The sequence below is a fragment of the Klebsiella sp. BIGb0407 genome (assembly GCF_024807845.1).
Taxonomy (GTDB): Bacteria; Pseudomonadota; Gammaproteobacteria; order Enterobacterales; family Enterobacteriaceae; genus JGM124.
Genome location: NZ_JANUEQ010000001.1, coordinates 391715 through 405451 on the forward strand (window position 1 = coordinate 391715; position 13737 = coordinate 405451).

Below are 13737 nucleotides of genomic sequence, written 5' to 3' on the forward strand. Positions count from 1 at the left end.
TTCTTTGAAGCTTTAATGTGCAGCTACAGCAGATGGCGGGTATGTCTGCAGTTACTGACGGTAGGACGCTATCGGGAAAATTTACGCGAGCCTATGACGCACAGGATGACACCTAGCGTAATCAACACCATGAGTGGACTGACTTCCTCATGCAACAGTGTGGCTGACAGACCCAGCCCGAAGAAAGGCTGAAGAAGCTGTAGCTGGCCGACAGCAGCAATCCCGCCGGTTGCCAGTCCCTTGTACCAGAAAATAAAGCCAATCAGCATGCTGAACAGGGATACATACCCCAGCGCTACCCAGGCAGATATTCCGATACCGGTAAATGTGGCAGGCATTGTGATGAATGACGCAACCAGCATAAATGGCAGAGAGAGGATCAACGACCAACTGATGACCTGCCATCCACCCAGGACGCGGGTGAGTTTTGCGCCTTCGGCATAGCCCAAACCACAGGCTACCACCGCTGCGAGCATGAGAAGACAGCCGGTGGGTGAGATTACCCCGCTTTGTGAGAGGGCAAACCCCATGACGAGCAGACTACCCAGCACCGAAAAAATCCAGAAGGCCGTCCCGGGACGTTCACCCCCACGCAGGACGCCAAAAATTGCGGTACTCAGCGGCAGAAGACCCAGAAAAACGATTGAGTGGGCAGAGGTCACGTGCTGTAACGCCATCGCCGTTAGCAACGGGAAACCGATAATGACGCCCAGAGAAACGATGATGAGTGGCACAATCTGCGAGGCTTGCGGGCGTTTTTCACGAAAACCATAAATCAGCATAATGGCCAGCACACCGGCAATCGATGCTCTCAGGAAGGTCAGGAAAAAGGGATCCATATCGAGAACGGCTACGCGAGTAGCCGGTAGCGAGCCACTAAAAATGATAACCCCCAGCAACCCGTTGACCCATCCGGAAACCGAGCCAGGGTCGGTTTTATGATTCACTGTATTCACCACTGCAACCTCACTTTCTATATTGTTGTCGCTCGCAGGCTTGAGCGCTTGTGAGGGGAATGGTACGCTTGATTATTCAGTACAATCAAATTATTGTCATGGATACATTTGATGAAAGCACGCTATAAATCCATTGTGGATATCTTTGCAGACAGGATCCGAAACGGGGATATCCCCTCCGGTACACGTTTACCGACACACAGAGCACTCTCTGCACAGGAACATATCTCTCTGGCTACCGCGACCAGGGTTTACACTGAGCTGGAAGCTATGGGGCTGGTCAGTGGAGAAACCGGAAGGGGGACATTTGTCAGGGAAATTTCGTTGCCTTACGGTCACGGGATTGACCAGCATGCTGTGGCTACAGATGTGCTTGACCTGAATTTTAACTATCCATCGCTTCCCGGGCAGGGGGAGCTACTACGTGAAGCTCTGCGACAGGTCGCCGCCTCCGGGGATATTGAATCCCTTCTTCGTTACCAACCCCATGCAGGCAGGATGACTGAACGGGAGATTATCGCGGCTCACATTGCAGGCCCGGGATTCCAGCCTGAAGCAGAAAATGTGGTGATCGTGAACGGTGCGCAACACGGACTGACTATCACCGTGATGGGTATGCTGCGACCGGGAGATGTTGTAGCTGTTGATGCACTGACCTATCCCGGTTTTAAAGTACTGGCCGAATTGTACCATCTGGAACTTATAGCCATACCTGCCCTGGCAGATGGCCCGGATTTATCTGCACTGGAAGCGTTATGCCAGAAGAGGCATGTCAGGGCAGTCTATACCATGCCTACATTGCATAATCCCCTTGGCTGGTTGCTCAGCCACAGTCAGCGAAAAAAAATGGCCGATATTGCGAGAAAGTATGATCTCCTCGTGATTGAAGACACCGCTTATGGCTATCTCATCCGCAGACCACCGCCGCCTGTTGCGAGTTATGCACCCGAACGAACCGTTTATATCACCGGGTTCTCAAAGAACGTGGCTACTGGCCTGAGAGTGGGAGCCGTAGTCTGCCCGACATCGTATCGGCCTGCACTGGAAAGAGCGGTCAGGGCGACCACCTGGAATACACCTTCAGTGATGACAACACTGGTATGTAACTGGATACAGGATGGCACGGTTGCCCGTTTTGAAACACTGAAACGGCGGGACGCGCGCCAGCGGCAGGCGGAGTTAAGATGCACATTGGGGGATATTCCCTGTATTGCGCATCCGAACTCATATTTTGCCTGGCTTCCTTTGCCGGACGATGCAAGAGCGGACAGGGTCGCCAGGGCGCTGATGGACTGCAATATTTCCGTCTCAACCGCAGAGCCTTTCTGTACCTCACTTGTTGTTCCTCAGGCGCTCCGACTCGCTCTTGGATCAATTGCAATTGAGAAGTTACATCACGCGTTGCTTAAAGTCCGTGAAGCCGTTCAGTCTGAACAGTATCGTTAACCTGTTATCCACATATGACATTTCCGCCTCGCTCATAGCAGCTTGTCAGGCGGTGTCCGGGCAATGACCAGAATTAACGCATCAGGCTGACCTGGGCGGCAACAATGCGCCAGCCCTCGGGGAAACGCACCCAGGTTTGCTGCTGACGGCCAATGCTGGCGCTACCTTCACGCGTAAATTCAGTACTGCACACCGCATAATCTTCACCAAAAGTGGTGATGACGGTATGGCGTAATTCACGCTGTAGTCCGGCAGAAGGCCTGGCAGCACGGAAAGCCCGAATTTCATCGATACCGTAAAGATTTTCACCGGCACCCAGACGGACGGTACGTTTATCGTGCCAGAACAGTTCATCCAGCACCGGGATATCATTACTCACCAGCGCCTGTTCATAGCGATAAAAGGCGGTAGTTACCTCAGCCAGAACCTCTGGCTGATTAACCGTATCCTGAGTCATCACAGGGAAACCTCCGCAGGATTTGCATTCGTGTAACCTGACGTTTCCAGTACCTGGGCGACCCGCAGACAGGCCTGTTCGTTAAACGGAGAGGCAATCAGCTGTACGCCTATCGGGCTTCCTGAAGCCGTGCGCAGCGGCACCGTAACGACGGGCAATCCGAGGAAAGAAATAGGCTGAGTGAGCATCCCCATACTGGCGCGTATCGGTAATGACTGGCCGTTGATCTCCATATTTTGCTGACCGATAACCGTTGCGCTGCAGGGCGTTGCCGGGGCTATCAGCACATCGACGTGATTAAACAACTCAGCTACTAACTGTTGGGCATGGCGACGGAAACGCTGGGCCTGCAGATACCAGGCGGAAGGGATCATCGCCCCGGCGAGCAAGCGTTCCCGGGAATGGGGTTCAAAACGTCCCGGTTCACGCCGCAGTGCCGGTAAGTACTGATTACCGCCCTCGGAAGCGCTGATAATAAAGGCGGCAGAACGCGCCAGCTCCGCTTCCGGGAAAAGATACTCTTCCCGGGCGTTAAGAACCCGGGCAACCCGCGTCACCGCCGCCCGGGCATCATCATTACACCACTGAGAAAAATAACCGCCCAGCACGCCACAGCGCAAACCGTCCAGACCCTGCGTGAGCCGCGAATGGCTTAGCTCAACCGGCCTTTGTGCCTGAAAATCATCCTCAGAATCGTGACCCTGTAACGCATCGTAAACCGTGGCTAAGTCACTGACACTGCGGGTAAACGGGCCGATATGGTCAAGACTGGCAACAAATGGCTGGGTACCGGCGCGGGACAGGCGGCCAAAGGTTGGTTTTAGCCCAAAGATCCCGCACAGAGAAGCCGGAACACGGATCGAGCCATTGGTGTCACTGCCTAATGAAAAATGCACCAGACCGGCAGCAACAGCGGCGGCTGAACCTCCGGATGAACCCCCGGCAATACGCTGCAAATCATGGGGATTACGCGTCGCGCCGTAGTGGCTGTTTTCGGTGGTGAACCCATAGGCATAGGCATCCATATTCAGCATGCCGGACAACAGACCGCCCGCCGCCTGAATTTGCCGTATCGCCCGGCTATCCTGACTTGCTGGCGATGAGTCACTGAACAGTTGTGCTCCCGCGAGGGTAGTTTCACCCGCGACATCAAACAGGTTTTTGACGGCATAGGGGATGCCCGCCAGCGCGGGTAAGGGTTGTTTTGTCCGGATCAGGGCATCAACCTTGTCGGCCTCCGCAAGCATGCGTGTTTCCGTGATATGCGTCCAGGCATTGAGATGGGGATTCACGCGGGCAATATCATCGAGAGTTATGCGGGCGATGTCTCGGGCACTCAGTTCACTGCCGGCGAGCGCATCCTGAATATCAGCAATAGTCATCTGATTAAGCTTCATGCCTTATATACCCCGGCTATTTCCACACGTTGATCCAGCGGGTAGTCCATCAGCGGTTCGGCCATGGCGGCAATGCGATTGAACTGCAGGCGTAATTCATTGCGGCGGGCATCATCCAGCTCCAGCGCGAGGATAAGTTCCATTTGCGTCAGCCAGGCGTTCCAGTCGGTTTCGGTTTGTTTCATCATAGACTCCTAATATCCGGCGGCAGTGCCGTTACTACGGGGATCCGATGCCCCCTCAAGCAGGCCATTGGGGTGGCGTACAATCGCCCCGGCATGGCCCATGGCTTCGCTGAAATCAGCCAGAACTTCAACATCATGCCCGAGTTCTTGCAGACGGGTTATGCTTTGTGGTGAAAAACGACCTTCCAGCTTCAGCGAGTCAGAGGTTTGTCCCCAGGTTCGTCCGAGCAGCCAGCGCGGCCGGGAAATACTTTCCTGCAAGGGAACGCCCTGCAGAACGTAACGGGTAAAAATTGCCGCCTGGGTTTGCGGCTGACCATCGCCCCCCATTGAACCATACACCATTACCCGCCCGTCATTCAGGCGCGCAGCGGCGGGATTCAAGGTATGGAAAGGCTGTTTACCCGGAGCCAGCGCCAGCAGATGCGCAGGATCAAGACTGAACGACGCGCCGCGATTTTGCCAGACAATACCCGTATCCGGCAGGACGACACCGCTGCCAAATTCGTGATACAGGCTCTGAATAAATGAGACCGCCAGCCCGCTACTGTCTATCACTCCCATCCAGACGGTATCACCAGGGCCTTTGCCTGTACCCCAGGGCGCGGCCTGCTGGTCATCAATTTTATCTGCCATCTGTTGCAGCGCCTCGGGGGCTAACAGGCTCTGAATATCTGTATCGACATGCAACGGGTCGGTGATATGGGCATCCCGCAGGGAAAAAGCCAGCTTAGTGGCTTCAACAATACGGTGCACCGTTTGTGCTTCATCGGCCTCGGTCATTGCCAGGCGGTCAGTGATGCCGAGGATCGCCAGGGATACCAGCCCCTGGGTAGGCGGCGCGAGATTCCACAGTTCTCCTTGCTGATGCTGTAGTTTTAAAGGAGTTGGGCGGCGGGCCTGATGCTTATGCAGATCGTTAAGCGTAACGGGGAGTCCGTATTTTGCCATACCCTCAGCCAGACGTTCTGCCAGCGTTCCGCGATAGAAGCTGTCGAGGCCGTCTTCGACAAGCAATTTTAGCGTCGAGGCCAGGGCTGGCTGACGGAATAGACTTCCGGCTAGCGGAGGCTCATTGTTTACCAGAAAGGTCTCTGCAAAACCTGGCAAATGGCGAAGCTCATCAAGTTTACCGGTGGTTGCACTGAATTGTGACGGTGTCACAGGAATGCCCCCGGCTGCATAATGAATCGCATCTTCCAGCAGGCGATCCAGCGGCAGTGACTGGCCGGTTAGCGTATGAGAAACCTTAAGAGCCTCATCCCAGCCGCTGACGGTTCCGGCAACGGTCAGTGCGGCCTGGGCACCACGATGTGGGATTTGTGTCAGACCACGATACGTTTCGGGTGTTGCCAGCGAACCGGCGGCTCCAGAGGCATCAATCGCGATAGGATCACCTTCCGGCGGGACGATAAGCCAGAAGCCGTCGCCGCCGAGCCCGTTCATATGCGGATAAACGACGGCGATTGTTGCCGCGGCAGCGACCATCGCTTCTATAGCACTTCCTCCGTCGCGTAATACCGCAAGTGCACTTTGGCTTGCCAGATGGTGGGGGGCGACCGCCATCCCCTGTACGGATACATTACTTTGCATGGGTTATCCTCATTACTCGTCGTACCGTAATGTCTGCAAAAGCTGTTCCAGGTTGAAAGTAAAGTTTCAGATAAGAGAATTGGCACGCATTGTGAAAGCATTGAATCCGTAAGACTTCAAACAACCCGAATCATTTTGGGCAGATAGCGGTATAATTTGCTGAAACAAAAGTTACAGAGGATCTATGGAACAACTTGATGAACGTTTGAAGGGGCAGTACGCGACCTTGTCGCCCCAGGAACAGCGAGTGGCCGATTTTATCTTTGACCACTTTGATGACCTGATAGGCTATAACAGCGCAGAGCTGGCGAAACTGAGTGGGGTATCAAAAGCCACGGTCAGCCGTCTGTTTAAACGACTCGGTTATGAGAAGTATAAAGATATGCGCGATGAGCTGCGCACCCTGCGTCAGACCGGCATGCCCCTGACCGATAATCGTGATGCGGTGCAGGGGAATACCTTACTGGCGCGGCATTATAAACAAGAAATGGCGAATCTGACCCAGTGGGTCAACGCCCTGGATGCCGAGCAATTTGCCGGAACCATTAACGCCATGGTTGATGCCCGGCGCATTATCGTTATCGGGATGCGTAACTCCTGGCCAGTGGCGCTGCATCTGCGTCAACAGTTGCTCCAGGCGCGCGGACAGATACAGGTTTTACCCCAGCCGGGGCAGAGTTTAAGCGAAGAACTGGTGGATTTAACCCCGGAAGACTTGGTGGTGGTTATCGCTTTTCGCCGTCGCCCGCGCATTATCAAGCCACTCCTGCAACAGCTTCAGCAAAGAGAAATCCCGGTTTTATTGATGTGTGAGCCTCAGGCTTATAGCCTGTTTCCCCTGGCACGCTGGCAGCTTTGTGCGCCACTGGACAGCGTTTCTGCCTATGACAGCTATGCTGCGGTCAATAGTCTGATCAACCTGCTGGCTAATGCCTTTTTACATGAAACCCTTGATAAAGGCCGCCCCCGAATTCAGGACATTGCCACTCTTTATCAGCAACTGGATGAGCTTGAGCAACGATAATGGGGATTCAAGCTGGTGCTTTGCCTTGTTTTAGTGCAATACAATCGTGAGAAAACGATCCGGGTTTTCTCACTAATCCCTTCTTAAACCTGTTTATTCACTCTTTTATTATTTATCAAGCAACGGGAATACTATTTTTCATGGTTGGCACATTAGTTGCAAAAGTTGATTCAAAGAATCTTTTGTTTCACACTCATGCCATAGGAAATCATCATGAAAAAATTATTCGTCGCACTGGCGGGAGCCGTCTGTCTGTTTACACAAATGACCGCAGCCCATGCCGACCAACTCCAGGATATTGAAAAACGCGGCGTCATTCGTATCGCAGTGCCGCAGGATTTCCCGCCGTTTGGATCTGTGGGCACCGATCTCCAGCCCCAGGGCTATGACATTGATATGGCCCACTACCTTGCGAAACAGCTGAAAGTGAAGCTGCAACTGGTCCCGGTGACCAGCGCTAACCGCGTGCCTTATTTGCAGACCGATAAAGTGGACCTGGTTATCTCCAGTCTGGGTAAGAATCCGGAACGTGAGAAGGTGATTGATTTTAGCCGTCCTTATGCTCCGTTTTTCTTAGGGGTATTCGGACCAAAAGACAGTGAGTTAAAAGACGTCGCAGCCCTTGGCGGAAAAACGGTCGGCGTCACCCGTGGTGCGGTGGAAGATATGGTCCTGACCGAGATTGCGCCAAAAGAAGCGCAGATTAAACGTTATGAAGATAACAATACGACTCTGTCTGCCTATCTCTCAGGCCAGGTGCAATACGTCGCGACAGGTAACCTGGTGGTCGCCGCAATTTCTCGTCAAAACCCGGCAAAAGCACCGGTACCGAGCTTTATGCTGAAAGACTCACCTTGTGTTATCGGGCTGAGAAAGAACGAGCCTGCGCTAAAAGCAAAAGTGGATGCCTTGATTGAGCAGGGGATCAAAGACGGTACTCTGGAAAAATTATCCCAGGAGTGGCTGAAAGCCCCATTACCTGCCGACTTTGCGGCTTAAGGTCAGCCCATGACGGAGCAACTTCATTTTTCTGAGCTCTGGCAGCACTGGCCAGAGTTACTGGCGGGCATGCTGGTAACGATTCAACTGGCGGTACTGACCACCATTGGTGGCCTTGCTATCGGTATTTTCGGCGCCGCTATTCGTAGCGGGCGTCCGACCTGGTTCAGCCGTATCTGGGGCGGCTATGTGGAGTTGATCCGTAATACGCCCTTTGTGGTTCAGCTGTTCTTTATTGTCTTCGGCCTGCCTAATCTGGGTTTAAAGATGACGGCAGGGGAAGCTGCCTTACTGGCGATGATTATTAACCTTGGGGCTTACAGCACCGAGATAATCCGTGCCGGGATCCAGGTCTCGCCGAAAGGCCAGTGGGAAGCGGGTCGGGTACTGGGTTTAAGTCGTCTGCAGACCTTTATTCGCGTGATTTTGCCGCCGTCACTTCAGCGGATTTATCCCGCTCTGGTGAGTCAGTGCATTATCGTAATGTTAGGTTCAGCGGTGGTATCGCAGGTTTCTTATGAAGAGCTGACCTTTGCTGCCAACTTGATCCAGTCCAGAACGTTTTTGAGCTTTGAGGTCTATCTGGTGGTAACCGGGATCTACTTAGTACTTTCAATAATCATGCGTCAGCTGCTGATGGCGGCGGGGCGTAAATGGCTGAGGGTTCCGGCATGATGACCACCTTTACCGAATGGGACATTATCCGTAACTTGCTGCTGGCAGGGCGCTGGACGGTATTACTGTCACTGGTGGCGTTTATCGGCGGTGGATTAGTGACAATCCCGCTGCTGCTGTTGCGTCTTACCGGTGGCCGGGGAATTAATCGGGTTATCCGCGGTTATATCGAGTTATTTCAGGGAACACCGCTGCTGATGCAGCTGTTTCTGGCCTTTTTTGGTATTGCGTTATTAGGCTTTGATATCTCGGCCTGGGCTGCGGCATCAATTACCCTGACACTCTATACCAGCGCTTTTTTACTCGATATCTGGTTCGGCAGCATTCGTGCATTACCGAAAGGACAGTGGGAAGCCTCGCGCTGTCTCGGACTCAGTTTTACCCAGACCCTGTGCCGGGTTGTGGCTCCTCAGGCGTTGCGTATTGCTATTGCCCCGACGGTAGGTTTTGCGGTTCAGGTAGTAAAAGGCACTGCGCTTGCCTCAATCATCGGTTTTATTGAGCTGACGAAAGCCGGCACCATGCTGACCAACGTCACTTACCAACCCTTTAAAGTCTTTGCGCTAGTGGCGCTGGGCTACTTCCTGCTGTGTTACCCGCTGTCCCGTTACAGCCGCTATCTGGAGAATAAATTTAATGCCTCTCATCACCATTAATCAGATGCAGAAGTTCTACGGCGACAACCACGTACTGAAAGGAATCGATCTCGACATCGATATGGGAGAGGTGATTTCAATTATTGGTCGTAGCGGATCGGGGAAAAGTACTTTACTGCGTTGCATCAACGGACTGGAGAGCTACCAGGATGGCAGTATTAAACTGGGAGGTATGACCATTACCGACCGGGATTCCCAGGCGCGTGAAATCAGTCGCTCGGTGGGTATGGTCTTTCAAAATTTTAATCTGTTTCCGCATATGACGGCGCTGGAAAACGTGATGCTGGCCCCGCGCCGGGTGCTGAATAAAAGTGCGGCTGAATGTCGTGAGCTTGCAACGCATATGTTGGAGAAAGTCGGATTGGGTAATCGCCTGGACTACTATCCTTCCAGCCTGTCTGGCGGCCAGCAGCAGCGCGTGGCGATTGCCCGGGCGCTGGCTATGTCGCCCAAGGTTTTACTCTGCGACGAGATAACCTCGGCGCTGGATCCTGAATTGGTCGGCGAAGTCCTCAAGGTGCTGGAACAGCTGGCGGCGGAAGGAATGACGCTGATCCTCGTGACGCATGAAATGAATTTTGCCCGCGAAGTGGGTGACCGGGTGGTGTTTATGCATCAGGGGAAAGTCTGGGAGCAGGGCGACAGTAAAACCCTGTTTGTTAACCCGCAGACCACTGAACTGAAACAATTTATCTCGTCCGTTCGCGGCTTGAACTAATTAAAGGTATCAAAATGGATATGACTCAATTTTCGCAAATCAATCCACCGCCACGCCTGCTGATGGGGCCGGGACCGATTAACGCCGATCCGCGTGTACTGCGCGCCATGTCGAGCCAGTTGATTGGCCAGTACGATCCGGCGATGACCCACTATATGAATGAAGTGATGATGCTCTACCGCGGCGTGTTTCGTACTGAAAATCGCTGGACGATGCTGGTGGATGGCACTTCTCGTGCCGGTATTGAGGCTATTTTAGTTTCTGCCATTCGTCCAGGCGATAAAGTGCTGGTCCCGGTCTTTGGCCGTTTTGGTCATCTGTTATGTGAGATTGCCCGGCGTTGCAGGGCAGAAGTGCATACCATTGAAGTGCCCTGGGGCGAAGTCTTTACTCCGGACCAGATTGAAGAGGCAATCAAACGCGTTAAGCCTCGTTTGTTGCTGACGGTGCAGGGCGATACTTCAACCACTATGCTGCAACCGCTGGCAGAGCTGGGCGATATTTGCCGCCGTCATAACGTACTTTTTTATACCGATGCCACCGCATCGCTTGGGGGCAACCTACTGGAAACCGACGTCTGGGGGCTGGATGCGGTCTCGGCGGGTATGCAGAAATGCCTGGGCGGGCCCTCTGGTAGTGCACCTGTCACGCTCAGTGCGGCGATGGAAGAGGCGATTCGGGCGCGTAAATGCGTGGAGCAGGGGATCCGCACCGAGGCGCATCTTGATGGCGTTGATGAAATGGTTTACTCCAACTATTTCGACCTGGGCATGGTGATGGATTACTGGGGACCGGAGCGGCTTAACCACCATACTGAGGCTACTTCTGCCCTGTTCGCCGCTCGGGAATGTGCCCGACTTATTCTGCAGGAAGGTCTTGATAACGGCATTGCCCGTCATAAATTGCATGGCGATGCGTTGCTGAAAGGCGTTCAGGCGATGGGACTGGAAACCTTCGGCGATCTGAAGCATAAAATGAATAATGTGCTGGGCGTGATGATCCCATCGGGGGTTAATGGCGACCAGGTACGCAAACTGATGCTGGAAGATTTCGGCATTGAAATCGGCACCTCCTTCGGCCCACTGCACGGCAAAGTGTGGCGCATCGGAACGATGGGCTATAACGCCCGTAAAGACTGTGTCCTGACGACATTGAGTGCACTGGAATCCGTCCTGAATTACCTGAAGTTTTCTACCACGCAAGGCGCGGCCATGCAGGCTGCATGGGACCATTATCAGCATGAGAGCCCGCTATGAGCCCGCCTGTAGAACAACAGCAGCTTTCAACAGAGGCTGCGGCTCGGGTGATGGCCCGGGCCGATGAACTGGCACTAATCAGCGAAACGCCGGTGGTACTCACCCGGGTCTATCTCTCGCCCGAGCATTTACAGGCTAATCAGCAGGTCGCCCTGTGGATGGCACAGGCCGGGATGCAGGTCTGGCAGGACAGCGTCGGCAATATTTGCGGGCGCTATGAAGCCGAGCAGGAAGGAGCTGCTGCCATTTTACTCGGGTCACATCTGGATACGGTACGCAACGCCGGGCGGTATGACGGTATGCTGGGGGTACTGACGGCGATTGAGGTGGTTCAGGCGCTGCACGACCAAGGTCGACGACTGGCAAAGGCGATTGAAATCGTCGGTTTCTGCGACGAAGAGGGAACCCGTTTCGGTATTACCTTATTAGGCAGTCGAGGGCTGACAGGCAGCTGGCCTGAAAGCTGGCTGAACGAGGTCGATGCTGAGGGCGTGAGCGTTGCGCAGGCGATGGTGAATGCCGGGCTTGACCCGTTAAAAGTGCATCTGGCAAAACGCCCGCTGAAAGATATTGCCGCTTACCTGGAACTGCATATTGAGCAAGGCCCCTGTCTTGAACAGGCAGGCCTGGCACTGGGCGTGGTTGAAGCGATTAATGGTGCCCGACGGCTTAATTGTTGCTTTACAGGAGAGGCGGGCCATGCGGGTACGGTCCCGATGAGCCATCGCCGGGATGCGCTGGCGGCAGCCGCGCAATGGATGACGCTGATTGAGTCGACGACCCGCCAGCAGGGGGGCAATCTGGTGGCAACCGTGGGCACCCTGCGCTGTGAGCCCGCTGCGGTAAACGTTATCCCCGGCGAAGTGGTTCTGACGCTGGATATCCGCGGTCCGCAAGACTCGCCGCTGGACGCTCTGTTGAACGAACTCCTTGAAGGGGCAAAGGAGATTGCTAGCACGCGTAACTTAACGTTCGCAGCCCAGGAGTTCTACCGTATCCCGGCCACCGCCTGTTCACCCGAATTGCAGAGCGTATTAACGCAAGCCGTCTCTGAAGTGCAAGGCCAGTCCCTGTCGTTACCCAGCGGAGCAGGCCATGATGCGATTGCTATCAATGAGTGCTGGCCGGTGGGTATGCTGTTTGTGCGCTGTAAAGGAGGAATTAGCCACCATCCTGCGGAGTCGGTGCTGCAAACGGATGTCGCCTTAGCGATTGAGGCCTTCAGCCGTGCGACGACGATGCTGGCGGAAAAATAATCATAAAGGGTCATGGGGTAGTAACTGTATATCCGGTCTATCCCATAAACATTATTCGGACTATTTCTGTCGTTTATTAACCACTAACTCTCCCAGTCTTATCAAATGCGCGCGGATAACATTGCGCGATAAGCCCAGCAGATTTGCCGTGTGGACCTGGTTATAACGGCAATGGCGATAAACAAGCCGTATCAGAGCATCTTCTACCCTGGCATGCATATCCCCGTTTGCTTCCAGAACGACGGCTTCCAGAGCCTGGGTCAGCAATTCATCGGCACTGAGCGCAGGGTTTTCTCCATTCACGCGGGTTTTCGTCGCGGTTCCCTGAAGATTAATATGTTCCGGCAGCAGGGTATCTTCTGTACAGACTAACAATGCATGGTGGATAACATTTTCCAGCTCGCGAATATTACCGGGCCAGGAATAGCGGGTGAGTTGCTGGCATGCCGCGTCACTTAATACCACCTGGTGATAGCCGAGGCGGGTGCAGTACTGGTGAATAAAGTGACGGGCCAGAGGGAGAATATCACCGCTACGTTCCCGCAACGGAAGCAACTGTAAGCTAACCACGTTGAGCCGATAGAACAGGTCTTCACGAAAACGCCCCTGGCGAATCGCTTCGCTCAGATCGGTATTGGTGGCTGCCAGTACCCGGACATCAATTTTCAGTGATTTACGTGAACCAAGGCGTACCACTTCACGTTCCTGTAGTACCCGTAACAGTTTTACCTGGATAGCCAAAGGTAAATCACCAATTTCGTCCAGAAACAGCGTGCCGCCATTCGCCTCTTCAAACCAGCCCGCCTGGGCATTTAATGCCCCGACAAAGGCGCCTTTCTCATGGCCAAACAGTTCGGCCTCTACCAGCGTATCGGCAAAGGCACCGCAGTTGACCGCCAGAAAGGGTCCCTCACGGCGATGACTTAAATTATGAATATGGCGGGCAACCAGCTCTTTACCGGTGCCGGTCGCGCCTGCGATAAGTACGCTGGCTTCACTGGGCGCAATTTTTTGCATATGATCGAGCAGCGCAAGGGATTGCAGGTCTTCAAATATCTGCGCGGTAACCCTGGGTATTTGTGAGCGTCTGGGTCCTGCCGAGGAAGAAAATAACGTCAT

Annotated in this window: 14 protein-coding genes; 8 read left to right on the plus strand and 6 right to left on the minus strand. The window is 53.9% G+C overall.

Annotation, left to right across the window (positions count from 1 at the left end; all coding sequences use genetic code 11):
• Nucleotides 1-68 precede the first annotated feature (68 nt).
• Entirely contained in the window at nt 69-947 is an 879-nt protein-coding gene (locus tag M2387_RS01880) for a DMT family transporter (protein ID WP_409039420.1), read from the minus strand.
• Nucleotides 948-1067: 120 nt separating this feature from the next.
• Between M2387_RS01880 and M2387_RS01885 the strand changes: the two genes are divergently transcribed.
• Nucleotides 1068-2402 (plus strand): aminotransferase-like domain-containing protein, encoded by a 1335-nt coding sequence (locus M2387_RS01885; RefSeq protein ID WP_259046808.1) that lies wholly within the window; start codon nt 1068-1070, stop codon nt 2400-2402.
• Between the two features lie 73 nt (nt 2403-2475).
• Here the strand turns inward: M2387_RS01885 and hpxZ are convergent, their stop codons facing one another.
• From hpxZ to hpxW, 4 genes are read right to left on the minus strand one after another with little or no spacing between them, the layout of a single operon-like run.
• Nucleotides 2476-2859, minus strand: coding sequence for an oxalurate catabolism protein HpxZ (hpxZ, locus tag M2387_RS01890; protein ID WP_409039508.1), 384 nt, complete (start codon nt 2857-2859; stop codon nt 2476-2478).
• Nucleotides 2859-4256 (minus strand): AtzE family amidohydrolase, encoded by a 1398-nt coding sequence (locus M2387_RS01895; protein WP_259046813.1) that lies wholly within the window; start codon nt 4254-4256, stop codon nt 2859-2861. The genes hpxZ and M2387_RS01895 overlap by 1 nt, the downstream gene beginning before the upstream one ends.
• Nucleotides 4253-4441: an oxalurate catabolism protein HpxX gene (hpxX, locus tag M2387_RS01900; protein WP_259048237.1), complete on the minus strand. Its 189-nt coding sequence runs from the start codon at nt 4439-4441 to the stop codon at nt 4253-4255. Before hpxX ends, M2387_RS01895 begins: the two co-directional genes overlap by 4 nt.
• A gap of 9 nt (nt 4442-4450) precedes the next feature.
• Entirely contained in the window at nt 4451-6034 is a 1584-nt protein-coding gene (hpxW, locus tag M2387_RS01905) for an oxamate amidohydrolase (protein ID WP_259046814.1), read from the minus strand.
• 184 nt (nt 6035-6218) lie between these two features.
• Between hpxW and hpxU the strand changes: the two genes are divergently transcribed.
• The 7 genes from hpxU to hpxK all read left to right on the plus strand — a co-directional run bounded on the left by hpxU (nt 6219) and on the right by hpxK (nt 12618).
• Nucleotides 6219-7058, plus strand: a complete 840-nt coding sequence (hpxU, locus tag M2387_RS01910) for a MurR/RpiR family transcriptional regulator HpxU (protein WP_259046815.1) — start codon at nt 6219-6221, stop codon at nt 7056-7058.
• A 213-nt stretch (nt 7059-7271) separates the two neighbouring features.
• Complete coding sequence (locus M2387_RS01915) at nt 7272-8057, plus strand: transporter substrate-binding domain-containing protein (protein WP_259046816.1); 786 nt, start codon at nt 7272-7274, stop codon at nt 8055-8057.
• A gap of 9 nt (nt 8058-8066) precedes the next feature.
• Nucleotides 8067-8732, plus strand: coding sequence for an amino acid ABC transporter permease (locus M2387_RS01920; RefSeq protein WP_259046817.1), 666 nt, complete (start codon nt 8067-8069; stop codon nt 8730-8732).
• Nucleotides 8732-9388, plus strand: a complete 657-nt coding sequence (locus tag M2387_RS01925; RefSeq protein ID WP_259048239.1) for an amino acid ABC transporter permease — start codon at nt 8732-8734, stop codon at nt 9386-9388. The genes M2387_RS01920 and M2387_RS01925 overlap by 1 nt, the downstream gene beginning before the upstream one ends.
• On the plus strand, nt 9369-10106 hold the full coding sequence (locus M2387_RS01930; RefSeq protein ID WP_259046818.1) for an amino acid ABC transporter ATP-binding protein: 738 nt from the start codon (nt 9369-9371) through the stop codon (nt 10104-10106). The genes M2387_RS01925 and M2387_RS01930 overlap by 20 nt, the downstream gene beginning before the upstream one ends.
• 14 nt (nt 10107-10120) lie before the next feature.
• On the plus strand, nt 10121-11362 hold the full coding sequence (locus M2387_RS01935; RefSeq protein WP_259046819.1) for a pyridoxal-phosphate-dependent aminotransferase family protein: 1242 nt from the start codon (nt 10121-10123) through the stop codon (nt 11360-11362).
• Nucleotides 11359-12618, plus strand: coding sequence for an allantoate amidohydrolase (gene hpxK / locus M2387_RS01940; RefSeq protein WP_259046820.1), 1260 nt, complete (start codon nt 11359-11361; stop codon nt 12616-12618). Before M2387_RS01935 ends, hpxK begins: the two co-directional genes overlap by 4 nt.
• A gap of 60 nt (nt 12619-12678) precedes the next feature.
• Here the strand turns inward: hpxK and M2387_RS01945 are convergent, their stop codons facing one another.
• A complete protein-coding gene (locus M2387_RS01945; RefSeq protein ID WP_259046821.1) occupies nt 12679-13737 on the minus strand; it encodes a sigma-54 interaction domain-containing protein in 1059 nt (352 codons plus the stop codon).

Coding starts and splice junctions, on each gene's coding strand:
- M2387_RS01920 (WP_259046817.1), top strand. CDS start 8,067: ATGACGGAGCAACTTCATTTTTCTGAGCTCTGGCAGCACTGGCCAGAG.
- hpxW (WP_259046814.1), bottom strand. CDS start 6,034: ATGCAAAGTAATGTATCCGTACAGGGGATGGCGGTCGCCCCCCACCAT.
- M2387_RS01915 (WP_259046816.1), top strand. CDS start 7,272: ATGAAAAAATTATTCGTCGCACTGGCGGGAGCCGTCTGTCTGTTTACA.
- hpxZ (WP_409039508.1), bottom strand. CDS start 2,859: ATGACTCAGGATACGGTTAATCAGCCAGAGGTTCTGGCTGAGGTAACT.
- hpxK (WP_259046820.1), top strand. CDS start 11,359: ATGAGCCCGCCTGTAGAACAACAGCAGCTTTCAACAGAGGCTGCGGCT.
- M2387_RS01945 (WP_259046821.1), bottom strand. CDS start 13,737: ATGACGTTATTTTCTTCCTCGGCAGGACCCAGACGCTCACAAATACCC.
- M2387_RS01895 (WP_259046813.1), bottom strand. CDS start 4,256: ATGAAGCTTAATCAGATGACTATTGCTGATATTCAGGATGCGCTCGCC.
- hpxU (WP_259046815.1), top strand. CDS start 6,219: ATGGAACAACTTGATGAACGTTTGAAGGGGCAGTACGCGACCTTGTCG.
- M2387_RS01930 (WP_259046818.1), top strand. CDS start 9,369: ATGCCTCTCATCACCATTAATCAGATGCAGAAGTTCTACGGCGACAAC.
- M2387_RS01885 (WP_259046808.1), top strand. CDS start 1,068: ATGAAAGCACGCTATAAATCCATTGTGGATATCTTTGCAGACAGGATC.
- M2387_RS01925 (WP_259048239.1), top strand. CDS start 8,732: ATGACCACCTTTACCGAATGGGACATTATCCGTAACTTGCTGCTGGCA.
- M2387_RS01935 (WP_259046819.1), top strand. CDS start 10,121: ATGGATATGACTCAATTTTCGCAAATCAATCCACCGCCACGCCTGCTG.
- hpxX (WP_259048237.1), bottom strand. CDS start 4,441: ATGAAACAAACCGAAACCGACTGGAACGCCTGGCTGACGCAAATGGAA.